We start from the raw sequence: 24,715 nt of genomic DNA, 5'->3' as shown, positions 1-24,715 counted from the left end.
TAATGGTTTATTTGCTTATTAATTTTCTTTAACCTTATAACCTAATAACGAAAGCATCGTCTCGCCATATCGCGTTCCCAACAACCGGCATCCCTCCGCTGTAAAATGCAGGTGATCGCGGGAGCAGGTACAGCCTGCCGAAGAAATAACATACGAGTTTGAAACAACCTGAGGCAGTGTGGCTATAATTTTGTTCATGCTTGCGCAAATTCCGCTTTGGTCGGCATTCACCACTTCACCCGCAAGTAACGGCACCTTTCGGGGCTTTAGCTTTAAATCCTTTATCAAATTATCGTAAACGCCTTTAACTTTTTTTGTCCATAGCGTATCGTTCGTGTTGGATTCACCCTGGTGTAACAATATCCCCTTAATCACGCCCGACTTTTGTGCTAATTTGGCAAGGGTTACCAATCTGTCGTAAGGATTACCTCCATATTCGGCAACTATGTTCTTCATCCATCCGGGAGCGGTTGCAAGGTACGATTGATAGCTATCCTTTTCAAAAATCTCGATTTTAGCCCCGGCTACGGAAACGTTAATGATGCCAATCCGTATTTTTTCCGGCAGGTTGGCTACCAGCGTCCGTCCAAAATAGTCGGCAGGTGTCAGGCCGGTGGTACAACGTGCCAATGGTGGTATAGCTGTGTACCAATTGTCTTTAAGCCTGCCTTTGTCGCCGCAGTCAACAGCTTGCAGTACCTGGAACCTGCTGTCAATACCAATCGAGTCCTGTGCCTGTATCCTTGCGTTGCCCTCCATGTTCGATTACCCGAAGCAAATAAATATATAAAACTTCTTATCCTGCGAAAAGCCGCTCAAGGCCAACAAAATAAGGCAAGCCGCAGCTATGATTTTAAGTTTCATTTTGCAGGGGGGCCTAATTCTTGAATATCAGGCTTGCAAACTGGTTTAGAGATCGCCTCCACGACTGCCATTCGTGGGCCGTACCTGGCGATTCGTAAAACACCTGTTTAATGCCCGCCTTTTCAAGCGCCTCATGAAATCCTTTTACCATGGTTTGCATTCTTTCCGGCTCGGTAGTGCCAACACTTAAATAAAGTACTTTAACTTTTTGGTTAAAGGCGTTTGCATCGGCAAACACGCCATTGTACATTTTGGTTATATCAGTACCAGGCTGCATAAAACCGGCGCCGCTGAAACCGCCTACGTAAGCAAATTTGTCGAGATTGGTCATTGTGGTTTGAAAAGTTTGAAACCCTCCCATGGATAGCCCTGCCATGGCACGGTGATCGCGGTCGGTCAGCGTCCTGAATTTGGCATCAATCATTGGAACAATTTCTTTCACCAGCACATCCGGAAAAACGTTACCAGCCATGCTTGGTCCACGTGTGTTGGTAGTTGGCGGTTGCGTTGGGTCTGTGGCGTACCCTCTGTCCATTACAACTATCATAGGGGTTGCCTGTTTAGCGGCTATCAGGTTATCCAATATAAAATTCATTTTACCTTGTGCAGGCCAGCCGGTTTCGTCTTCGCCCGAACCATGCTGCAGGTAAAGTACAGGGTATCGTTTGTCGGTTTGTGCATCATAACCGGGTGGCGTGTACACGTTCGCCCGCCTCCAGGCCTTGGTTATATTGGAGTAATAGTTTATTGAACGCACTTCGCCGTGTGGCACGTCTTTTACCGTATAATAATCGCCGTCCGGATCGGGAATGTCAATTCCGCTTGCCATTCTCCCCATACCGTAAAAAGTTTGGGTAGCCGGGTCAACAACAGCAACGCCGTCAATTATCAACGAATAGTAATGAAACCCCAGTGCCACCGGGTCGGTAGTTACCGTCCAATAACCCCCTGTATCTTTATTCATTGTATATTTTTTTAACAGGTCGATTTGAACAGTCTTTGCATCTGGCGCTTTTACACGAAAAAAGACTGTATTATCGGGGTATATCCCGGGATATTTTACGCCCGGAATATTCGTAGGCGCAGGCACACCCACTTCGTTATAAGCATATTGGGGAAAAGTTGATGCATCTACCGGTTTAAAAATCAATTGCGAAAACATATACAAGCCATTCTTCCAAACCTTAAAGTTATGAACGCCCGGCTCGATGTAGTATATATGAGGCACATTTTTTTCTACAAGGTAGTCGTGGGTACGTTTGCTGAATGATAGTAATCCATCGCTCGAGCCGCATGATATCCATAGCAATTTCAGCTTATTTTTTACCGCATCGGTATTAGGAATCAAATCCTCCGGTTTTTTGGTATTGGGTGCTGCAGAAAAAGCGCCTACCCACGAAAACACGTCGAGGTTTCCCAAACCGAAATTTAATGATTGCCCGCCCCCCATTGAAAGGCCTGCTACAGCTCTGTGATCTTTATCGGTATAAATATGGTATTTGCTATCAATAAATGGGATCAGGTCGCTTAATAAATCCTTTTCAAAATTGGCAAACCCCTGTACCTTTTCGGGGGCCATCGCATTTCCAATTGCCCGGTCGTCTTTTAATGCCCTGCCGTTTGGCAAAACTACTATCATGGGCACAATTTTATTTTGTGCATACAGGTTATCCAATATCACCTGGGGGCTGCCACCGTTGTACCATTCTTTTTCATCGCCACCAATACCATGCAAAAGATACAGCACCGGGTATTTTTTACTCTTGGAATATCCCGGAGGCGTATAAATAAGCGCGCGGCGTGCGTTGCCCACCGTCTTTGAATCATAAGTGATGGTATCAATTTTACCGTGAGGGATATCCGCACGGTACTCATCAAAACCTGCGCGTGCCTGGGTAACGATGCTTTGCGCATTAGCTGTTATGCTACAAAAGGTAAAGGTTAATAGTGCAAAAAGCAATTGCTTGGTTTTTAAGGACATGTTCATTGTGTAGTTATATAGATTGATGAAATTTTAATTGATTTGTGGTTGTATAAGTTGGTATTTGCCGCTCAGATGCATCAGGCTGAATATGTATAATAAACCATCGTAATATGGGTCAAAATAATTATCGGCATAAGGTTCCAGCTTCGCGTTCCAAAGCGGACGCACAAAGTCAAATTTAGTTTTGTCGATGACCATGAGCGAGGCGGCAGCAGACGTAGCTACCAAGCCCAGCGAATGCCGTAATTTTGTAACTCCTCCTGCCGGAAGGATAAATGCGGGTGTGGTACCGTCGGTGTTAAACTGATCATCGAAATCGTCTATCCCTTTTGAGCGTAAAAATTTTTGGAAGCGTTTTGCATACTCCTGCTGCCACTTTTTATCCTTTCCGAACCAAACATAATCCATCGCTATATTCATCGGAACCCGCCAGGAATCAAAACGAAAGGCCGGTTGCATCCTTCCCCACGCAAATGGCTTGCCGTTGAAATAGGTATTATCCGGGTTAAGGCCTGTTATTGTGTCACAAGCCCTGTGCAAAAACACTCTCGCTGTGTCGGCACAATCCCGATAAAATTGTTCGTGGCCATCTTTGGCATAAAGCGCCCATACCTCGTAAAATGCAGGCAAATGATAGGAAGGATCGGTCCATTCATACCCTTTGCCTTCGGGCACAAATGAAATTTGCTTTGCCGCCATGTTTATTAAAGGATGAATATTCCCTTTACCGTCTTTCTTCCACATGGCATCCAGTATCCGCCTGGCCTCGCCATAGTAGTTAATGCAGGTATTATTCCCCCACCTGTTTGAGGCAAAGAGCAAATCGGTAACAAAATATAATTCACCGTCGGACGCAGACCCCTCCGAGTTACGTTTCATTGTTGCAGGATTAATGCTCCAGGCAAAATATCCTTCCCGCGGCCCGTCCTGGTGCTGGAGGTATTTTTTCGACCATCGCCATATCCGATCAAAAACATCTTTTTTGTTAAGCTGCACGGCTATCATCATGCCATACGAAAGGCCTTCTGTCCTGGCATCGTGGTTTTTTACATCAGATACATATGCCATTGTATCGCCCACCTCGAAGTATACCTTATTTGGGCCTTCAAACACATCGTAATAAGCCTTTGCCACCTTGCTGTCTATGTCGGCCTTGCTATAACCCGCTTCATTGAAAAGATTAGGATAGGCGCCGGAAGCAACCGCGCCCCTACCCGGCATTTTTTTTGAAGCCTTGTGGCTTTGACAATTTGCAAAAACGGGTAGCGCTGTGGCCATTAAATACAAAAGCACTAATTTTTTAATATTCATATTTTATTAAATAGGGATTGTGATATAATTTTTTCTCTTAATAACGCGGGCTAGCCCCATTCGCCTGCTTTAAAATCTTTATCCTGTTCGCAATAAAAACCTTCGTAACTCTTACAACTGCTGTAGCACACGAGCAGGCAAATTTCTCCCCGGTTTATATTGCTTGTAACAATTGGTGATTTTATTCGACAGGCTAATTGTTGGTTAACGACATAACAAATCGTCAGCCAACAACTATTCGATTAATTTTCGTCAAAATTATTCCCTTAATAGAACTTGACATGCCACAAATGTTGAATAAATCAACACTTTGGTTGAAATATGCCCATTTCATTCGGGTGTCACTATTAAATGTGGAAGTGGTTTTAAGAAATGCTACGCTTTAAATCCTGCCAACATACAGCAAAACGTTAGGATCGGGGCAGCAATATTTTTTTTATGCAATCGATTGCATAATTGAATTTTAAGTTTAAATTTACCCTTGTGCAATTTCTGCCAATCCTTTAGGCGGAAGTGGAACCTTTATAAACCTCCTGTTTCGGGAAATTAAATGATCAGGATACTTAGTATCTTCCTTTTTATGAGAAGCTACTGTACAATTTAAAAAGTAATAGCATTTTCCATGTTAAATTTTGCATTACAAATTAAGCGTATTATAGGCAAAAGGATGTTTTTTATAGCATTAATGGCATTGGGCATTACCTTTCAATGCTGCGGTCAGACTATACGGTTCACAGTATTAACATCTCACGATGGATTGCTTTCGAACACAGTTAACGCTATTATAAAAGACCATTACGGATATTTATGGTTTGCAACAGCGGACGGCCTTGACAGATTCGACGGCATGGAACACAAGGCCTACCGTTTTGATCCTTCCGATAAATCGGGCTACCGCTCAAAGGAAGTGGCATGTATGTATGAAGATGGTGGCGGGCAGCTTTGGGTTGGTACTATGGGCGGCGGATTGTATTTTTTCGACCGTTCCCACGATCAGTTTCAACCTTTCGAAATACGCTCCAAATACAAAGAAGTCACAGACAGCTACATTAAGGCAATTTACAGCGATAATAATGGCCGGCTGTGGATTGGCACGCTGGGGGGCTTGTGCATATTTGACCCTAAAACCGCAAAAGGAATATTTTTTAAACCCGACGAACGTAAACCCGGGCAGCTTCGGCCGGGCATCATATTATCTATCTTCAGGGATAGTCAACAGCGAATGTGGATTGGTACAGAGAAAGGCCTATATCTTTATAATGAAGCAAAAAACAATTTTATTTCCTTCAGGCACGACAATAACAACCCCGCAAGCATCCCAAATGATGGGGTTAACGCGATAGCCGAATGCCAGCACAGGCTATGGATAGGCACAAATGACGGACTTAGCTGCCTGTCGCCCGACTTAAAAACGTTCCGGAATTTCAAGTATAACGCCGAAGATAACAGCACCCTGAGCGGCAATCTTATTTATAGTATAGCGCCAAGCGGTAACGACATTTGGGTAGGCGCCGAGGGTGGACTGAATATCGTAAATACGTTGTCGGGGAAAATAAAGCGTTACAATCATGACGACCGGGATAAATTTAGTGTCAGCAGCAAGTCAATCCGTTGCATTTATAATGACCCCAGTGGCATTTATTGGATCGGTACCTACCAGGGAGGTGTGGATAAGTACGACAAAAATCTCACCCTGTTTAATTCAAAGCAAAATAACGCCTACGACCCGGCAGGCCTCAATGCTCCATTTGTTTCCTCATTCGCAGAAAATAAAGATGGGGATATATTTGTTGGCACAGATGGCGGGGGGTTGAACCTTTTTCATTTAAAGAGTGGCCTGTTCAGCCATATTACTCTTAAGGCAAAGGAAAAGAATAATTCGGCCGGGCTTCCAATCCTGAGTATGATTCTTGACCGAAATCAACAACTCTGGATCGGCACTTTCCAGGACGGTGTATTTATTTATAACACCAAAACCGGCCAGTATCAACAGTTAACTGCCGGAAAAGATATTACGCATATAAATAATGACGAAATTTTTTGTTTTAAGGAAGACAGCAAGGGGAAGATTTGGATCGGAACCAATGGTGGCGGTGTAAACGTATTTGATCCCAGCACCAGGACTTTCCTGAAATACGTATCAAATCCTGTTTCTGCCGATGAAAGACAGTTACCTGTAAATGGTTTCGTCAGGGCTATTGAAGAAGATCATGAGGGAAATATCTGGATCGGTACATACGGTAGTGGAATAGCGGTCTTAAACCCAAAAAGCCAAAAATTTCAAGTATACAGCAATAAGAACACCGGGATGGCAGTTGACCGCGCATTTTCACTCATGGAAGATCACGACCGTAATATGTGGATAGGCACTGCAGGCGATGGTTTATTTTGTTTCAACTCCAGCAGTAAAAAATTAGCAAGTTACCTTGCGCCAGAAAAACTGCCAGATGGAGTAGTACACAAACTGCTGGAAGACCAAAGCGGTAACATTTGGTTAACCACAGGAAAGGGAATATGTAAATTTAATATTGCATTAAAAAAGTTTACGCATTACTCAGCTTACAATGGCCTGCAAAATGACGCATTTATTGACGGATCAGGGCTTCGGACAAGTAAGGGACTGCTTTTCTTTGGCGGGGCAGAAGGCTTTAATTATATCGACCCCACACAAGAAGTAAATCGTAACAGCAACGTTCCTCCGGTTTTTTTTACGGCCTTGAAGGTAAACAATACCGTTATATCGCCTGGCGATCATTCACCTCTTAAGCAGGACATTTCGGTAGCAAAACAAATCGACTTAGATTATAAGCAAAACTTTTCTATTAGTTATTCTGCAATCAATTTTACATTGCCCCAGCAAAATCGGTACGCCTACATATTGAAATCGTTCAATAAAACCTGGAATTATGTAGGTTCTGCTACAACAGCGTATTATACCAACTTAGACCCTGGTGAATATCTTTTTGAAGTGCGGGCCTGCAACAATGATGGTATATGGAACAGCGCCGGGGCACAAATCCGAATCGTAATTCATCCGCCTATATGGATGACGTGGTACGCATACCTGCTATATGCACTGGCGGCAGCGGGCGGGTTATTGCTTATCCGCCATAGAGGTATTAACAAATTGAAAGCTAAACTTGCTCTTGAACAAGAAAGAAGAGAAGCGGAGCGGGTTCATGAACTGGACCAGTTGAAAATAAAATTTCTCACCAACCTGAGTCATGAATTCCGCACCCCAATTTCGCTTATAATGGCTCCCGCAAATAAATTATTGGCGGAGCATAAAGATGATCAAACAACCGGCCAGTTGTCGGTGATACTGAGAAACGCCAGACGGCTATTGAATTTGGTAAATCAACTTTTAGATTTCCGGAAATTAGAAGAACAAGAATTGAAACTTAGCCTGGGCGAAGGCGAAATAATTTCGTTCATTAGCGGTGTTGTGGATTCGTTTCATGATTTATCTGAATCGCGGTGCATAGCGCTTGAATTTAATGCCACACATGAAAAACTATTCGTACGGTTTGATCACGATAAGGTGGAGCGCATCCTATTTAACCTTCTTTCAAACGCCTTTAAATTTACATTGCCCGGAGGAATTGTTTCCGTCGATGTAGTTCAGCATCCGACATCACAGGCCGATAAAACCGTGCTTGAATTCAAAATAAGTGATAACGGCATCGGTATAGATGCGGAAACAAAACAGTTGATTTTTAAGCGGTTTTACCAGGTAAGCGATACCAATATAAGCAATGCAAACCCGGGAAGCGGAATCGGCCTTTCAATCACAAAAGAGTTTGTTGAAATGCATGACGGCAGTATATCTGTTGAAAGTGAACCAGGTAAAGGTTCGGTTTTCAGCGTATTACTCCCTCTCGAGATTTTTGCCGATAGTGCTGAAAATATTTGGCTTCCAGCCAATCCAACTGATGATAAACAAACTGCGCTTTCAAAACCAGATAACGACCTGCCTGTCGGAGATATTCCGGTAATACTTATCGTGGAGGATAACGATGAATTCCGCTATTATATTAAGGACAATTTAAAAAAACAATATAAAATTGTTGAGGCATCAAACGGTGAAGAGGGTTGGGATAGGGCGCTTTCATGCCATCCCGATTTGATCATAAGCGATATAACCATGCCATACATGAATGGCATAGCACTAAGTAGAAAAATCAAAGCCGACAAACGTACAAACCACATTCCATTTATAATGCTTACAGCCCGCACAGGCGAGGATGAGCAGTTGAGGGGGCTTGAATCGGGCGCGAACGATTATCTGACAAAACCTTTTAACTTCGAAATATTAAATGTAAAAATCAAAAACCTTCTTCAACTTAACACTTCTCTTAAGAACACCTACACAAGGCAATTAAAAGTTGTCCATACGGGCATGGAAGTCGAGTCGACCAAAGAGAAGTTCTTAACCAAAGTGATAAATTATATCGACAACAATTTAAACAATCCTAAATTTTCTGTCGTGGATTTGAGCCAGCATTTGTCGATGAGCCGGGGAGCTCTTTACACAAAGATATTCGAGCTTACCGGCCTCCCTCCCGTTGAATTTATCAGATCGTATAAACTCGACAGGGCTGCGGTATTGCTGCTGAAAAGTGATCTTACAATTTCACAGATAGCTTATGAGGCTGGTTTCGCTACCCCGCATTACTTTTCCCGCTCGTTTAAAGATAAATTTAACATGCTGCCAACCGAATACAGAAAAATTGAAAAGAAGAGAGTACTGGCATAAAGCTGTAACACTTTTTGTTGACCTGGTGCCGGCAGGGGAAATTTATCGATGAAGACTGTTACAGCCAAAATTCAAGGTAAATAGCTGCTTGTAAATACCACCATTTATGATACTTAATTTGAACAGCTAATTTGGGACTATCCGATCTACTCAAAACTTATCCAATCAACTTCCAAATTGCCACTACTTTGCAATTGTAAAATAAGATTTTTGACACCCGAGGTCGTCGATAATATTTTGTATTTTGACACGCTCCAGCTATCTCCTTTTGGAATATTCATTTTTGCCATGATCTTGTTTGGCGCACCCTCGATACTTATTAATAAGGTTCCGCCTGTTGCTGAACGGGCGTTTATATTGAGGTACTTTAATTTGGGAGGATCGAATGATACACTCTTGTATTTTATCCACGAACCCGGTTTCTCAAATATTGTTTTCCAGCCCTTGAATTTGTTCAGGGTGTCCAGAAATGCAATTTCGACACCACTCGGGCTTTTGGCACTAAACCTGTCCATTTCAATTTTCTTTGTTGCGTTCGAGACACCAACGCCCCGTAAAGTCGGGGTAAATTTTCGGATAGATCCATCTTCATTAAAAAATAAACTGTCGACTCTTACCGACCGGTTTTTATCAAAGTTTGGCGATAAGTCATTATTATGATAAAACAAATACCATTGGTTTTTGAATTCGATGACCGATTGGTGATTCGTCCAGCATCCTGAGGCCGATTCGTCCATAAGCACACCGGCATACTTGAACGGGCCCAATGGATTGTTTGACATGGCGTATTCAAGCCGCTCTATTTTATCGGCCACATGCGGGTAGGTCATATAATAAATACCCTTGCGTTCAAACAAATACGGGCCTTCTTTTAAACCTTTATCAGGGAAGCCCTCAAGCTTTACCGGTTCGGAGGCAAGCTCGAGCATATTTGCTTTAAGTTTTGCTCCGTACAGGTTTCCCTGCGCCCAATAAATGTATGCCTGCCCATCTTTATCAATTTGCACATTAGGGTCAATACCGTGAATGCCGGCAATGGGCGATGGTTGGGAAACAAACGGACCCGAAGGATCGTTGGCTACTGCAACACCTACCGAAAACCCACGTGCACCGCCGGGCTTTGCAGGAGCAGGGAAATAGAAATAGTATTTTCCGGCGTGCTCAATGCAGTCGGGAGCCCACATGCTGTAAGCGGCCGAATCGGCCCAGGGCACTTTATTTTGGCTTACGATTACACCATGATCGGTCCAATCGGTAAGGTTTGTTGATGAAAACACGTGATAGTCCTGCATACAAAACCAACCGGCTTTGCCATGCCCGGGCGTAGCTAAAATGTCATGGGACGGATAGAGATATACCTTGCCATTGAAAACTCGCGCCGATGGGTCGGCAGTAAATTGATCCCTTATCAATGGGTTTTGTGCCATCAAATAATTTACGGAAAATATTAAGCCTGTTAATGTCAGGCATCTACTGAAATATTTCATTGGTTAGTGTTTTTTGTTTTATTTAAACAATAGCGGCGCAAAATGGTATAGATTGTTTCTCCAAACGGGCCAGGTATGTCCGCCCGGGTATTCGTAATAAGCATGACGTATGCCCAATTCGTTAAACTTGGCCAGCATAATCTGGCCGTTTTTATAGGCAATATCCTCTTTTCCACCTTCTGCTAACCAAAACAATTTTAAATCGCCATTGATCTTTGAGCTGTTTTGCTTCATATAATCATATTGGGCATCGGCTATGCTGTTTTGCATAGGTACAATCCACCCGGAACTGAATACCCCCAGGTATGAAAAGTAATTGGTGTTATAAACACCGGTGTATAGTGTATTAATGCCGCCCATTGATAAACCAGCCAACGCGCGATTGGCACTTGTGTTTTTTACCCTGCAGTTATTTTCAATGAACGGGATTATGCATTGCTTCATTTCTGCCTCAAAAGCCTTTAAGCCATCTTCACCAAATGCCCCGGCTCCCAAATTGGCATCGGGCATTACAACCAGCATAGGCTTAGCTTTTTTTTCGGCAATCAGGTTGTCCATAATCAGGTCTGTTTTTCCCTGGGTAGCCCAGCCGCGTTCGTCTTCGCCCCCGCCATGCAAAATGTATAACACAGGATATTTTTCGTTGATATTTGCGTCATACCCGGGAGGTGTATAGATAAATAACTGCCGCCAGGATTTGGTAACCGTTGAATAATATTTCTTTATCCGGATATCGCCATGCGGTACATCTTTTTCCGCATAGTATTCTCCGCCCGCAAATGGTATTTCAATGCCACTGGCCATCCTGCCCATGCCATAAAAACTTTCACTTGCAGGGTCGGCAGTTGCTATACCGTCTATTAAAAGCGAATAATAATGAAAGCCCTCCCCTATCGAGTCTGTAGTGATACTCCAAAAACTGTCATTGTCCTTTATTAAGTCATATTTTTTTCCAAAGTCTATTTGTACCTTTTGAGCCTCAGGCGCCTTAATCCGGAACATAACTCGATGATTAGACAATATAAGCGGGTATTTTGCCCCTCTTACATTGGTAACAGCCGGCACACTCCCTGAAGTATCAGGATTGGTTTTGTTGTTTTGCGATTTGGCTTCGAAGCCAAAAAAACACAAAAAGTACAAAAGCGATATTAAGTTTTTCATTGAATTGTATGTTAAACTGTTGGCAACGGCTTGCAACAATAGCCCTGCAAGGTAAAATGATTGCGAATTTTACAATAACACTGATCAATACAAATGCAACACTTGTGTCTATAATTAGAGAATATAACACAGTTAATTCCGGGATGATATGTTATTGCTTATCCGAAAAAAATCGAAGTCAGCATAGCCGCCTATAGTTTTTGTGGCATAATTAAAAAAACCAAACCGATAACCCATAAAGTGAGGCAGGGTATAAACCATTTGGAGCACAGAACCGATTGGTAACCAATTACGCCCATCGAGGCTATAATAAAAGTAGGCTTTATCTGTCCGGTCCTTAAAATCACATGAGGCTTTTAAATATGCCCGGCTTTGCGTTAAGGGAATACCAGGGGACTCGATAGAAGAATCACCTTGTGCATTTACCATAACCATAAACTTTTTCCCGCCCTCAGCCTTCACACCCACCCAGCCGAATTTTTTTTGTAGCAGCGCAAGTCCGGCCCGGTCGCCATCTTTAAGCCCGGAAACGTCAATAGCCGTTACAGCCGAACATTCGGGCCCGAAAGTGCGTTGAGTAAGTGTATTCCTTGCCGTCAGTATAGTGGTGTCAACCCTTCCTGTGGTAAGCCTAAGGTATCCCTTCCGTTGTTTTACCGACCACAATTTATTTAGCGGGTTATGGTTCCATTGCCAAACCAGCGGCAAATCGGGCTCACCTGGCTTACGGTCAAAATCATCTGATGAAATAATTCCCGGCATCATCGGTTTGTTTCCTGGTAATGGTATTGTATCGGGCGCTTGGTGATTTATTCCCAATATGGGCCAACCATTATCCCATTGTACCGGAACCAGGTAGGGTACGCGTCCCACGGCACCAAAATCGCGGAAAAGATAGGCAAACCATCGGCCATCGGGTGCGTCCACCAAGCCGCCCTGGGCTACGCCTTTATCCTGCAGGGCCAACCTGCCTTCGTAAGGGCCGGTGATATGATCAGCCCGATGAATCAGTACAGTTCGCATCCCTCCGCGAGGCCAGCAGATATTGAAAAGGTAATACTTCCCTTTTATTTTGAATAACTGCGAACCCTCAGCCGGCAAACCAACATTGGCCCCCCCTACCAGGCTGGCATTCTCAATCAATACTTGTGGCTTTATATCTGGTCTAATTCCGGAGAGGTCATCTTTCAATTGCGCTAACATTATCCTCCCGCTGCCATAAACCATATAAACCTTCCCATCGTCGTCAAAAAACAAGGAATGATCATGCAGGCTTGGTTTAAAGGATAAAGCCTTCCACGGGCCTTTTTCAATGTCACGCGTGCTGTAAATATAAGTTTTGCCCGTATTACCGGCAAAGGTTGATACATAGTAAATACCATTTTGATAACGAAGGCTGCTGGCCCACGAACCTTTCCCGTAGCTATTTTTATCATTATTTAAGTTCAGGTCATCTGTATCGTCTAAAATATCATAAGCGTAGCTCACAATTTTCCAATTAACCAAATCCTTCGATTTCATTATTGGCACACCAGGGCTCATGTGCATGGTTGTGCTGCTCATATAGTAACTATCGCCTACCCTGATTATTGACATATCCGGCACATCTGCATAAATAATTGGATTATGAGCTATTTGTGCATGTACGCCGGGTTTGGAAAACAATACAAAGGCCATCCCCCAAATTAATCTGTTTAAAAATCTGGTCATTTTTGGGTATGTCCATCGCGGGCGCGTTCTTTTCCGTATTTGGTAGTAGTATCGCCGGTAACGTATTCTATCTCCTCCAGGGCTTCGTCAACATAAGGCTTCAGGAATGGCCCTGCTTCCACATAATCGCGATTTAAGGTGTAGCCGGCAAAAACGGCCAGCAATGGCTCCATCTTTAAATCTTCGCACCATTCCAAATATTCCAGTAAGCCCATTCCGTCAGACGATCGGTACCCCCAGGTACCCTGATGACCCGGCCTTTCATCAATTGGCCCTAATGTTTTTTTCCAGTTATACCTGGTCGAAAACATGTTGTCTTCCAAATAATTGCCGCCAGGCAGCCGCAAAAACTTAGGGGTCATGGAAGCGAGAAGCTGCATGATATCGCGCCTGTTGCCATTAGCTGTATTTTGATAGGTGGGCGGGAATAAAGATACGAGTGTAAACCAATAGGAGCCTTTGCTTGAAGGCCGGATAACGAAGCGGGTATCGGCAGTTGGCGTTACAGTGGCGGTTGTATTAAGATTAAACGTGAACTTTTTCCAAAGCCCGCTAGCCCCTGCGATATTTGCTGTAGCAAACGTGCTTTTGCCGTCCGTCGATTCTATGCTTACCGTAATTGGCCCCGCGTTATTGCCATCTGCCATGGCATATAAGCTCCCTTGATAGGTAGTGGAAGGATAAACAGGTATTCCCCAAAAGCCATCATTTGCCAACCCTGTATTTTTGCCATCTGTTGCCAGATTAAACCTTATACACTCGGTTAAAGCCTGATTTACCGGGTGCTTATTATCCAATATAATAGCAGATGAATCGCCGGCACCTTTTATTAAACTCCAATGGTCAGGATTCTTATTGTTATCTTTAAAACTACGGTTCCTAATCAGCTCGGCATAAATTCCGCCATCATAGGAGTAATTGATTTCTTCGGTCATTAACCCATACAACATCGGACTGGAGACATGCCCGGGTTGATCCAAGCGGATCGTTAACCTTGTGGACTGCTGCGCCAAAGCCTGGCTTCCGAAAAGCATAACACATATTAAAACATAGGCGCAATTTATTGATGATTTTAGCATTTGTAATTAGGTTTTTAGACACCGTAATTGGCGACAATGAAATATTGGCGGCACGGCTTTTAGTTATTAAACAATAATGGTGCAAGCTCTTTCAGGCTCCGGCGCCAGGTCAGAAATTCGTGGGCCGTATTATTGGAAATAAAGGATACAGCATTGTAACCTGCATCTTTTAATGCAGCAGTAGCCTTATTTACGCCGGTGGGGTTTTCCTTACTGCCGCAGCTTATAAATATAAGTTTAGCTCTAGGTTTATCTTGTAATTCGGCAGGTGTGTAGGTGCCCCCGCTTAGCAAACCATAGTAGGCAAATTCGTCGGGCTTGGCAAGCGTTATCAAGTGCGTTTCCATACCGCCCATGGAGAGGCCTGCCATTGCGCGGTGTTCCCTATCGGCAACAGTGCGAAAGTTGACGTCAACATAAGGCACCAACTCATCAGTCAATACGGTTTCAAAAGCATCTATCTTAAAATTCCTTATACCGCCTGGTTTTACGTCGTTGGTCATGCCATAGGTCATCACGATGATGAACGGTTTTATCTTGCTTTCTGCAATCAGGTTGTCCATTATTAAATTGGCATGCCCCTGGTTGCTCCACGCGGTTTCATCTTCGCCCCAGCCGTGTTGCAAATACAGCACAGGATACTTTTTAGATCTATCTTTTTCGTAACCCGGAGGGGTGTAAACAAATGCTCTTCGCTGGGTATTTGTGCTCTTTGAGGGAAAAAGTATTTGCTGAACATTTCCATGGGGAATATCCTTTAGTGCATAAAAATCCTGGTCATGGGCCGGAATTTCAATACCGCTTTCCCAACGGGTTGAACCATAATAGTTCAATGTTCCAGGGTCGTTAAATACGCCCCCATCTACTATTAGATGATAATAGTGGAAACCTTCGTCCATTGGCCCTTCTGTTGTGCCGGTAAAATATCCGTCGGCACCTTTAGTAAGTTTAGTACCGCCTCTTCCGCCCAGGCCCAAAGTAACCCGTACGCTGTCGGCTTTAGGCGCTTTTACGTGAAAACGTACGTAGCCTTGTGAATTTACCTGGGGATAATCCTGACCTGGCTGGTTAAGGCTTGACGCTTGAAAATCTTCCTTTATCTCTGCGGAATTTGTTTGAGCCATGCAAAGGCTACTGGCCAAGGCGGACGCTAATACAATGGTTAAACATTTTAAGTTCATTTTCTTCATAATTTAAGTTTCTGGAAGAGACGCATTTTTTGATCGTAAGTCTTTTTAAATACGACAAATAACTGCAAATGGGTTAGTCGAAAATTTAATTGACAGGTGTTATAATCCATGGAAAAACTTTGTCCTAAATTCTATTTACGTTTTATTAAACGATGCCATTTTTTACTATAAATAGCCAATAAATGTTTAAATCGGCTATTTGAACATCGCCAGGCATTTGTTAAGGTCTTAATGCTTCCGGGCACCTAAACCCAATCGTGAAGTATGAACTTCTGAACGAACGTTGTATATATTTATTAATTGAAGCGATGATTTTTTTTCGAATGGAGGTACACTTGTCATCTTATTATATAACGATTATAATATACCAAAAATTGATTTAAATTAAAGCAGCTACTATGAATATTAAACGCAATGCATCATTGCTGGCAGTCGGCTTCGTAATTTTGGCAGCATTGAAGTCACAAGCACAGTCTGCCATTTCAGGAGGCAGGGTTGATAAAATAACGGATAACGATTCGGTGCGAACTATCGCACCATTCTTTACTCCGGCAACTACATCAAAAAAGACCCCGGATTTCGAAGGGTTTATTCAGCGTTGGTTACTTTTAGAGCCTATAAACAAGTCGATACGGAGTAATCTTGTCTTTACCAATAGTTACCTAAAAGCACAATTTGACACTGCATATTTTCCAAATCAGTTTACTGTTATCCCTAAAGATCGGGACCAGGTAAAAGTTGGAGAGCAGGAATTGACGTGGCATGCGCTGGAAAGTCCGACTTTCAACGTCAAATTATTTCGCCTTGCCTACGGGCTAAAGAAACACACCTATGCCGTATTATTTTGGGCGGTAACTGTAGTAAACAGTCCGCGGGAAGTAAAAAATGTAAGATTGGCGGTAGGCTCAAACGGAGGATCAACGTGGTGGCTAAATGGACAGGAAGCTGTGGTACTTGACGGAGACAGACGTATGGTAATGGACGATTGTGTCTCGACCCGATTGACACTTAGCAAAGGGAAAAATATAATCAGGGGAGCATTAATCAATGGCCCCGGACTTAGTGATTTTTGCGTTCGGCTGCTGGATGAAAAAGGAGAGCCGATAAAAGATCTCACCATCAGTCTCAAATAAATTAGTTCATCATCCCATTCACGTCGAATTTATATAGCAACTGAGTTATTATGAAATTAATAGTTAAGGTAATAAGCATTATATCCCTATTTTCACTACTGTCAACAGGAAAAGCGATAGCACAAGTCGGCAAGCCTTTTATACATGATCCGTCAACCATTGCAGAGAGCGACGGTAAGTATTACACATTCGGAACAGGCGGAGGCGGGTTAATATCCGAAGATGGCTGGGCATGGAGTGGAGGCGCAGTAAGACCAGGCGGAGGGGCAGCCCCTGATGTATTAAAAATTGGCGATCGCTACCTTATTGTTTATGGAGCAACCGGCGGCGGTTTGGCGGGCGGACATAATGGAAAGATATTGACCATGTGGAATAAAGCTCTGGATCCAAAGTCCCCTGATTTCAAGTATTCTGAAGCTATTGTAGTTGCCTCATCCGATGGTATAGAGGATAATGATTCGATAGATCCGGGACTTCTTCTTGACCCAACCGACGGAAGGTTATGGTTGTCCTACGGCACCTATTGGGGCTATATACGTCTTGTTGAACTGGACCCAAAAACAGGTAAACGTGTAGAAGGTAACAAAGCATTAAATATAGCCATCGATTGTGAAGCCACTGATTTGATATACCGCGATGGATGGTACTATCTGCTTGGAACACACGGAACATGCTGCGATGGCCCAAACTCGACCTATAATATCGTTGTTGGCCGTTCTAAAAAGGTAACCGGCCCTTACCTTGATAACATAGGAAGAGAAATGTTGAAGGGCGGTGGCAAAATGGTAGTTGCAGCCGGCGACAGGCTGATTGGCCCCGGCCATTTTGGACGTATAGTCGTTAGCGATGGCGTTGAAAAAATGTCGTGCCATTATGAAGCAGATTTGGATCAAAGTGGCCGTAGCGTGTTGGGTATCCGCCCATTGCTTTGGAAAAACGGCTGGCCTGTTGGGGGTGATATCTTCAAAGACGGAACTTATGAGATTGAGTCTGAGCGGAGAGGATACGCCCTTGAACTGGCCGTAGATTTTACAAGAATGCCGGGTGGAATGCGATTTAATCGGAATAACGACGAACCGGTAAAACCTGTACCCTCACAGGAATTAGCAGATGTACTTAAAACCTGGCCTACCGGAAACATTGCCGTTAACTTGAGTGATTACATGTTTCGACCTCACCAGAAATGGACAATTTCACCAGTACCCGGTGCAGGAGGATACTTGGGCGGACCATATTATAAAATAGTAATTGCCGGAACAGACCGTCCATTAGCGGCAACTGCCGATGCTGAACTTATAACAGTACCAATGTTTACTGGTGCGCAGGAACAATTATGGCGGATCGATCAGTTGACGGATGGAACTTACAGGATTATGCCAAAGGTGGTTCCGAACTCGAACGAGCAACTGGCTTTAGTGTCTTCCGGAGACAGCACACCAACACTCGCGAAGTTTGATATGAAAAGCGATAATTCGAAGTGGAATTTTAGAGTTCACTAATCAACTTAAGTAAACCGCGCTTTAATAGCTGCACGTTATGTTTTAAACAATTGGTGGTGATCCGGGTTCCAGAATCAGCATAGTCCTTAACAATATAAATCACAAGAAACTGATAGTTGCGCTTATCTTTGCCTCATGGCCGGCATCTATATCCACATTCCCTTTTGTAAACAGGCATGTCATTACTGCGATTTCCATTTCAGCACGTCTTTAAAATACAAAGACGAATTGTTGCAGGCTTTAATTAAGGAAATAACGCTTCAAAAAAGCTACCTCGATAACGAGACGGTTGAGACCATTTACTTCGGCGGCGGTACGCCATCTATATTGAGCGCAGATGAGCTAAATATGCTTATCGGTACCATCACTTCGCTGCATACCGTAGCCTCCAACGCCGAAATAACCATCGAAGCTAATCCTGATGACCTGGACAAAGCAAAATTGCAGGCATTGCGTCAAACTAATATTAACAGGTTTAGCATAGGCATTCAATCTTTTTTTGATGATGATTTGACATGGATGAACCGGGTACATCGCGCCGCTGAGGCTGAAGCATCTGTTAAAAGAGCGCAGGATATTGGTTTTGAAAATATTACAGTCGACCTGATTTATGGTTATCCGCTGTTGAGCGATGCCAAATGGAAATACAACCTGGATAAAGTTTTCGAGCTTGATATCCTTCATGTGTCATCTTACTCCATGACGGTTGAGCCGCAGACCGCGCTGGCATCCTTCATCAAAAAGAAAAAACAACCAGCCATGGATGAGCAGCAGAGTGCTGAGCAGTTTATATTGCTGATGGATGCTATGCAAAGCCACGGGTTCGAGCATTACGAAATATCAAACTTTTGCAAACCGGGACACTATTCCCGGCACAACTCCAATTATTGGAAAGGTGTAAAATACTTGGGCATAGGCCCATCGGCACACTCCTACAATGGCGAAACCCGGCAGTGGAACGTGCCCAATAATGCAAAATATATGCAATCGCTCGAAATAGGTAAAATCTCCGCAGAAACTGAACTGCTAACAGAAACCGACCGCCTGAACGAATACATCATGACCTCCCTCCGCACTATGTGGGGATTAGACCTAAAAAAGCTGAACGCTATTGCCCCCGGGGCCGAAAGCGATCTAATCAAAGCCGCCCAACGCTATTTTGAGAACGGGTGGATTGAGCAAAAAGAAGATGTAATTTACCTGACACCATCAGGAAAACTGTATGCCGATAACATTGCCGGGGGATTGTTTTTTTAAGATAAGTCAGACGGCATAAATATTGTATTTAACTACAAAATATCTTGTTTCACACGTGGGCGTTACCTACGTAATTAGTCGCTTTTTGGTTTAAAACTCCTTAAAACCTCCGGCTATGCGAATTATGTGGTGAATAAAAACCGCGCTAAAACCCAGCGCGTATCTTCCCCAAAACAACATTATAATCACATGAAAAAATTAATAATCGCGGCCTTTGCTTTAGCAGCTATTGCAATTGCGCCCAAAGCAAATGCACAAACCAAAATGGTTGGCGGCGCAGCAATGTACCCTACCAAAAACATTATTGAAAACGCAGTGAACTCAAACGACCACAAAACGTTGGTTGCTGCGGTTAAAGCAGCCGGCCTGGTTGAAACACTTGAAGGCACCGGCCCTTTCACCGTATTTGCACCAACTGATGAGGCATTTGGCAAGCTGCCAGCAGGAACAGTGGACAACCTGATGAAACCTGAAAACAAAGCTACTTTAACCAAAATTTTAACTTACCACGTAGTTGCTGGCCGTTTAAGTGCCAAAGACTTGTGGATGCAGGTAAAAGCCGGCAAAGGAAAAGCCGAATTAAAAACCGTTCAGGGTGGTACTTTAACAGTGATGGCTGAAGGTAAAAAACTATACCTGGTTGATGAAAAAGGCGGCAAATCGTGGATAACCATTGCTGATGTGTTTCAAAGCAACGGCGTTATACATGTAGTGAATACTGTACTTATGCCTAACTAAAAGCGGGTTGTTGCCGTTTTACAATTGGCATTAACTTACCAATAATAGAAGCAGGTCATTTCAAATTGAGATGGCCTGTTTTGTTGTTGCCAGACTTTTAGCTAAAATAATTTTTAACAATTTATTAATACAACCGGCGGGATTATTTCGTTATTTTGTTAGCTTTCCGATGGATAAGTTTTTATTTAAACTTGTATTAATAGGAAATCAACATAAGATATGAGTTTTATTCTTCGCCCTATTGATACTGTAGAAACAATTACCCCTGCCGATTTTACAGCAAACTATTTAAAGCCGCGCCGTCCACTGGTTATTAAAGGCTTAACCAATAATTGGGCCGCCCGCGAAAAATGGACCCCTGAATATTTAAAAAGCGTTGTTGGCAGCAAAGTAGTGCCACTGTACGATAATTCAAAAGCCGACCCGTCAAAACCTATAAATTCGTCGGCTGCAGAAATGCCGTTTGATAAGTATATCGACCTGATAATGTCGGAACCTACTGAACTGCGGATATTCTTCTTTAATATTTTCAAGCACGCCCCGCAACTGCTGGACGATATTGCTTTTCCAAAAGAACTGATGGGTGGCTTTTTAGAGAGCATGCCCTCTATGTTTTTCGGTGGCTCAAACTCGGTTACTTTTTTGCATTATGATATCGATTTGCCGCATATTTTCCATACCCATTTCGGTGGTAAAAAGCATGTGATATTGTTTGAAAATAAATGGAAACGTCGTTTGTACTGCATACCAAATGCTACCTATGCATTGGAAGACTATGATGTACTAAACCCGGACACCAAAAAATTCCCTGCCCTCGAAGGTGTTGAAGGCATAGAAGTGTTTTTAGAGCATGGCGATACGTTGTTTATGCCGACCGGCTATTGGCACTGGATGAAATACGTTGAAGGCGGTTATTCGCTCAGCCTGCGCGCATGGGATGCATCTATAAGCCGTAAAGCAGCCAGCATTTACAACCTGGCTGTGAAAGGCGGGCTCGACAGTGTATTGAAGATGGCCTTTAAAGCTAATTATGCCCAATACCGTGAGAAATTGGCAGTAAAATGGGCAAATAAAGAATTAGCAGCAGGGAGGCCGTATTAAGCATTTTTTTCAACTACCGCAGCACTAACCTGGCAGATACATTTCAAATTGCTTACCAACAAATAATACCGTAAATTTGCCACCATGAAAGCAAGCGTAAAAACATTGATATTTTCCACTATGTTTTTCCTGGCGATAATTAGCGCCAAACCGGTTAAGGCCCAGTGCGCCCAATGCGCCGCCACGGTTGAAACCAATACCAAAAATGGTGGCAACGCTGCCAGGGGACTAAACAAAGGCATTTTATTTTTGCTGGGCGCCCCCTACCTGGTAGTTGCCGTGGGAGGATATATCTGGTATAAAAATTATCGCCGCAAAAATGTTACCCTTGACGTGCGCGACGAAAAGTTGAATCTTAATTAGTTCATCGTTCATGGCAGCTGCCTGTCATTTTATGAGCCGCACGTTGCCAGCTATGCTATTTTACTATGAACCATCAACCATGAACTACTAAATGGCCGAAACACCAAAATCATGGGCAATGCTGCATACCAGATGCCCTCGCTGCAGGCGGGGCGCTATGTTTAGCGGGGGGATGTACAACTTCGGCTCCAACAAAATTCATGAAGTTTGCCCACATTGTAATTTACACTTTGAAATTGAACCGGGTTATTTTTATGCAGCCATGTATATAAGCTATGCGCTGAATGTATTTGAAGGATTTGGTATTGTTGCACTTACCTACCTGCTTACCCATAATGCCAGTTCACCGTGGCTTTACACCGGCACCATTATAGGCGGGTTATTTGTGCTGTCGCCGATAAATTTCAGGTACTCCCGCGTTTTGCTTTTATATTTGATGTCACCCAAGATAAATTACCAGCCGCATTTAGATATTGATGATTCAACGCCATACCTTTGATTTTTTAAAAGACCTGGTTGAAAATAATAACCGGGAATGGTTCCAGGTAAATAAGGAACGCTATGAGGCCGCCCGCACAAATGTGATAGATTTTACCGCGGAACTGTTAAAACTAATGCACAAAGTCGACCCAGGAATTGACGCCGCGCTCGATCCCAAAAAATGCGTAATGCGTATTTACCGCGACATACGTTTCAGGAAAGACAAAACACCCTATAAAAACAACTTTGGCGTTAGTATACCTGCCAAAGGTTTAAGGCTAGGGGGAGCAGAATACTACCTGCAAATTGCACCAGGAAACTCATTTATTGCAGGAGGATATTGGATGCCCGAGGCTGCACATTTAAAAGCGATACGCCAGGAGATTGACTATAATGCACACGAGCTTAAAAATATAGTTGACGATGCTGCGTTTAAAAAGCTGTTCGGCGAATTCAGAAAACAGGATGCGCTTAAAACTGTGCCGCGCGAATACAGCGCAGACAACGAGAATATTGACTTGCTGAAACTTAAAAGTTTTGTAGCCTTCCACCAGTTTAATGATGAGGACCTGATGAAAAAGACTGCGCCTGAAACTGTAGCCACAATATGCAGCAAAATTTATCCACTGAATGTATTTTTAAATAACGCCATCACCTAAAACATTTAATAGCCCTAATATGAAAACCAGTAATATTTTATTTTCAGCCGCTTTACTTTTGACACTCCACTCCTGCGTGGTAATGTCGCCAAAAAAATATAAGGCCTTGGTTGCCGAACGCGATTCGCTATCAATGCGTTCAAACGCCTTATTTGATACGGTTGCCATGCTGCGCGCTGATACTATGCGACTGCACCGCGAAATACGTGAAGCACAAGGTGCTAATGAGTCGCTCAAAGGCACCTATAATGCGCTTAACGACAAATACAATTCTCTGAATAATAATTATAATGCCAGTTCATCAAAAGTTACCGCGCTATCGTCAGATCTAAAAAAACGTGAGGCCCGGCTAAAAGAAGTGGAAGATGCTTTAAAGAAACGCGATGAGGCCACCAATGCTTTAAGGGACAAACTGCAAAAAGCTTTGCTTGGTTTCCAGGCAAATGGCCTTTCAGTTGATATCCGCAATGGCAAAGTTTACGTGTCACTAACTGATAAATTATTGTTCCCTTCGGGCAGTATTGTAATTGATGCGCGCGGCAAGCAGGCACTGGCACAATTGGCGGCAGTGCTTAATAAAGAAGCTGATATCAACATTGCTGTTGAAGGCCATACCGATGATAAAAAAGTAATTAATCTCGGGCAGATAAAGGATAACTGGGATCTAAGTGTGCTGCGTTCTACGTCGGTTTGCCGTTATCTTACCGAAGTTGAAAAGATTGACCCGCACAGGCTTACTGCAACGGGCAAAAGCCAGTACCAGCCAATTGATCCTGGCACCACGGCAGATGCACTTTCAAAAAACAGGCGGATTGAAATTATATTGAGCCCTAAGCTGGATGAGTTATATAATTTGATAAAACAGTAACCTAGATTAACGAATTTTAAGGATTTTACTGGATAAAGGCTGGTTCAAATACCGGCCTTTATCGTTTATTTACACTTATCAAGCATCTATTTCCACAATCCGGCAAATCGTTAAAATCCGTTAATCCCGGTTCTGGTCAGAAGGGACTTTTTAAATCTTTAAAAGATGATAAAAGCTCGTCTTTAGGCGATAGAAGTGCTTCACCTGGAGCCAGGCGCCAATCTACATTCAAAGTAGGATCATTCCATATAACGCCAATTTCAGAATTTTTATCGTAGTAGTTATTTACTTTGTAGTTGAAGATGGTATTGTCTTCGAGTACCGAGAAACCATGCAGAAAGCCTGCAGGTATCCAAAACATTTTTTTGTTTTCGCCGCTTAGCTCGATAGAGAAATGCTGCCCGTAAGTTGGTGACGTTTTCCGTATGTCAACAGCAACGTCTAATACCCTGCCATTTATCACCCGCACCAGTTTGCCTTGTGCGTAAGGGTTAGCCTGACCGTGCAGTGCCCTAACAGCGCCTTTGCGCGAAAATGACTGGTTATCCTGCACAAATTCAACAGCTATCCCTGCATCAGTGAATTTGGCCTTGTTGTAGCTTTCGTAAAAATAGCCACGGTCATCATTAAAGATTTGGGGCTCAATTATCAACAGCCCTTCTATATCGGTTTTTGTTATTTTCATTTTTAGTCGACGGTTTTCATCAGGGTATTAAATATCACAAATTGGTTTTCAAATTCCTGGTTGTGAATATCCTGCAAACGGTGTAAATGCCTGGAATAAAATTGATTAAAGTCCTCGATTGTTGCCGCATGATACTGTACACAATAGGTAACACCCTCGTTCGGCGAATCGATAACGGTAAGCACCTGGTACGATTTAAAATGCCCGGTTTCCATTACAGCAGGTATATACACTTCCTGCATCCAGTTCAGCCATTTTTCGTGGATAGATTCATCCACTATTACGGTATCATTAAATATAATCATTAATACAAAGGTAGTGTTTTGGGTTGAAATTTAGTCCGAAAGTCGGAAAAGTCAGTAAAGTCCGAAAGACAAAAAAGCGGCTATC

At 43.2% G+C, this 24,715-nt stretch carries 20 protein-coding genes; 10 read left to right on the top strand and 10 right to left on the bottom strand.

The window, feature by feature from the left end:
* Positions 1 to 18 precede the first annotated feature (18 nt).
* The 3 genes from Q0R52_RS28670 to Q0R52_RS28660 form a co-directional block, all read right to left on the bottom strand.
* Entirely contained in the window at positions 19 to 759 is a 741-nt protein-coding gene (locus Q0R52_RS28670) for a sialate O-acetylesterase (protein WP_295801905.1), read from the bottom strand.
* Positions 760 to 877: 118 nt separating this feature from the next.
* Positions 878 to 2,851, bottom strand: coding sequence for an alpha/beta hydrolase-fold protein (locus tag Q0R52_RS28665; protein WP_295801902.1), 1,974 nt, complete (start codon positions 2,849 to 2,851; stop codon positions 878 to 880).
* Between the two features lie 27 nt (positions 2,852 to 2,878).
* Positions 2,879 to 4,159 (bottom strand): glycosyl hydrolase family 8, encoded by a 1,281-nt coding sequence (locus Q0R52_RS28660; protein ID WP_295801900.1) that lies wholly within the window; start codon positions 4,157 to 4,159, stop codon positions 2,879 to 2,881.
* 622 nt (positions 4,160 to 4,781) lie between these two features.
* Here Q0R52_RS28660 and Q0R52_RS28655 point away from each other — a divergent pair.
* Positions 4,782 to 8,915 (top strand): two-component regulator propeller domain-containing protein, encoded by a 4,134-nt coding sequence (locus tag Q0R52_RS28655; protein WP_295801899.1) that lies wholly within the window; start codon positions 4,782 to 4,784, stop codon positions 8,913 to 8,915.
* Positions 8,916 to 9,061: 146 nt separating this feature from the next.
* Here Q0R52_RS28655 and Q0R52_RS28650 read toward each other — a convergent pair whose 3' ends face one another.
* The 5 genes from Q0R52_RS28650 to Q0R52_RS28630 all read right to left on the bottom strand — a co-directional run bounded on the left by Q0R52_RS28650 (position 9,062) and on the right by Q0R52_RS28630 (position 15,542).
* A complete protein-coding gene (locus Q0R52_RS28650; RefSeq protein WP_295801897.1) occupies positions 9,062 to 10,402 on the bottom strand; it encodes a family 43 glycosylhydrolase in 1,341 nt (446 codons plus the stop codon).
* An 18-nt stretch (positions 10,403 to 10,420) separates the two neighbouring features.
* A complete protein-coding gene (locus tag Q0R52_RS28645) occupies positions 10,421 to 11,563 on the bottom strand; it encodes an alpha/beta hydrolase-fold protein (protein ID WP_295801895.1) in 1,143 nt (380 codons plus the stop codon).
* Between the two features lie 132 nt (positions 11,564 to 11,695).
* Positions 11,696 to 13,273 carry a glycoside hydrolase 43 family protein gene (locus tag Q0R52_RS28640; protein WP_295801893.1) on the bottom strand — a complete coding sequence of 526 codons (1,578 nt, stop codon included), beginning with the start codon at positions 13,271 to 13,273 and terminating at the stop codon, positions 11,696 to 11,698.
* A complete protein-coding gene (locus Q0R52_RS28635; RefSeq protein ID WP_295801891.1) occupies positions 13,270 to 14,307 on the bottom strand; it encodes a carbohydrate binding domain-containing protein in 1,038 nt (345 codons plus the stop codon). Before Q0R52_RS28635 ends, Q0R52_RS28640 begins: the two co-directional genes overlap by 4 nt.
* A 104-nt stretch (positions 14,308 to 14,411) precedes the next feature.
* Positions 14,412 to 15,542 (bottom strand): alpha/beta hydrolase-fold protein, encoded by a 1,131-nt coding sequence (locus Q0R52_RS28630; RefSeq protein ID WP_295801889.1) that lies wholly within the window; start codon positions 15,540 to 15,542, stop codon positions 14,412 to 14,414.
* 398 nt (positions 15,543 to 15,940) lie between these two features.
* Here Q0R52_RS28630 and Q0R52_RS28625 point away from each other — a divergent pair, with 398 nt between their 5' ends.
* The 9 genes from Q0R52_RS28625 (at position 15,941) to Q0R52_RS28585 (ending at position 23,640) form a co-directional block, all read left to right on the top strand.
* Positions 15,941 to 16,675, top strand: a complete 735-nt coding sequence (locus Q0R52_RS28625; protein WP_295801886.1) for a hypothetical protein — start codon at positions 15,941 to 15,943, stop codon at positions 16,673 to 16,675.
* 50 nt (positions 16,676 to 16,725) lie between these two features.
* On the top strand, positions 16,726 to 18,174 hold the full coding sequence (locus tag Q0R52_RS28620) for a family 43 glycosylhydrolase (RefSeq protein ID WP_295801884.1): 1,449 nt from the start codon (positions 16,726 to 16,728) through the stop codon (positions 18,172 to 18,174).
* A 135-nt stretch (positions 18,175 to 18,309) separates the two neighbouring features.
* Positions 18,310 to 19,431 (top strand): radical SAM family heme chaperone HemW, encoded by a 1,122-nt coding sequence (hemW, locus tag Q0R52_RS28615; protein ID WP_295801882.1) that lies wholly within the window; start codon positions 18,310 to 18,312, stop codon positions 19,429 to 19,431.
* Positions 19,432 to 19,620: 189 nt separating this feature from the next.
* A complete protein-coding gene (locus Q0R52_RS28610; protein WP_295801880.1) occupies positions 19,621 to 20,169 on the top strand; it encodes a fasciclin domain-containing protein in 549 nt (182 codons plus the stop codon).
* A 219-nt stretch (positions 20,170 to 20,388) separates the two neighbouring features.
* Complete coding sequence (locus Q0R52_RS28605) at positions 20,389 to 21,270, top strand: cupin-like domain-containing protein (protein WP_295801878.1); 882 nt, start codon at positions 20,389 to 20,391, stop codon at positions 21,268 to 21,270.
* An 84-nt stretch (positions 21,271 to 21,354) separates the two neighbouring features.
* Positions 21,355 to 21,633: a hypothetical protein gene (locus Q0R52_RS28600; protein ID WP_295801876.1), complete on the top strand. Its 279-nt coding sequence runs from the start codon at positions 21,355 to 21,357 to the stop codon at positions 21,631 to 21,633.
* A 91-nt stretch (positions 21,634 to 21,724) separates the two neighbouring features.
* Positions 21,725 to 22,132 (top strand): DUF983 domain-containing protein, encoded by a 408-nt coding sequence (locus tag Q0R52_RS28595; protein WP_295801874.1) that lies wholly within the window; start codon positions 21,725 to 21,727, stop codon positions 22,130 to 22,132.
* Positions 22,110 to 22,772, top strand: a complete 663-nt coding sequence (locus tag Q0R52_RS28590) for a DUF2461 domain-containing protein (protein ID WP_295801872.1) — start codon at positions 22,110 to 22,112, stop codon at positions 22,770 to 22,772. The genes Q0R52_RS28595 and Q0R52_RS28590 overlap by 23 nt, the downstream gene beginning before the upstream one ends.
* 19 nt (positions 22,773 to 22,791) lie before the next feature.
* The gene (locus Q0R52_RS28585) at positions 22,792 to 23,640 is read left to right on the top strand and encodes an OmpA family protein (RefSeq protein WP_295801870.1); all 849 of its coding nucleotides are present in this window, start codon (positions 22,792 to 22,794) and stop codon (positions 23,638 to 23,640) included.
* 136 nt (positions 23,641 to 23,776) lie between these two features.
* Here Q0R52_RS28585 and rfbC read toward each other — a convergent pair whose 3' ends face one another.
* The gene (rfbC, locus tag Q0R52_RS28580) at positions 23,777 to 24,325 is read right to left on the bottom strand and encodes a dTDP-4-dehydrorhamnose 3,5-epimerase (RefSeq protein ID WP_295801869.1); all 549 of its coding nucleotides are present in this window, start codon (positions 24,323 to 24,325) and stop codon (positions 23,777 to 23,779) included.
* A 2-nt stretch (positions 24,326 to 24,327) separates the two neighbouring features.
* A complete protein-coding gene (locus Q0R52_RS28575; protein ID WP_295801866.1) occupies positions 24,328 to 24,630 on the bottom strand; it encodes a DUF4286 family protein in 303 nt (100 codons plus the stop codon).
* Between the last annotated feature and the right edge of the window lie 85 nt (positions 24,631 to 24,715).

The sequence above is a fragment of the Mucilaginibacter sp. genome (genome assembly GCF_025359345.1).
GTDB lineage: Bacteria > Bacteroidota > Bacteroidia > Sphingobacteriales > Sphingobacteriaceae > Mucilaginibacter.
Note: the sequence above shows the minus strand (reverse complement) of the source record. Positions and strands in the feature narration are given on the sequence as shown.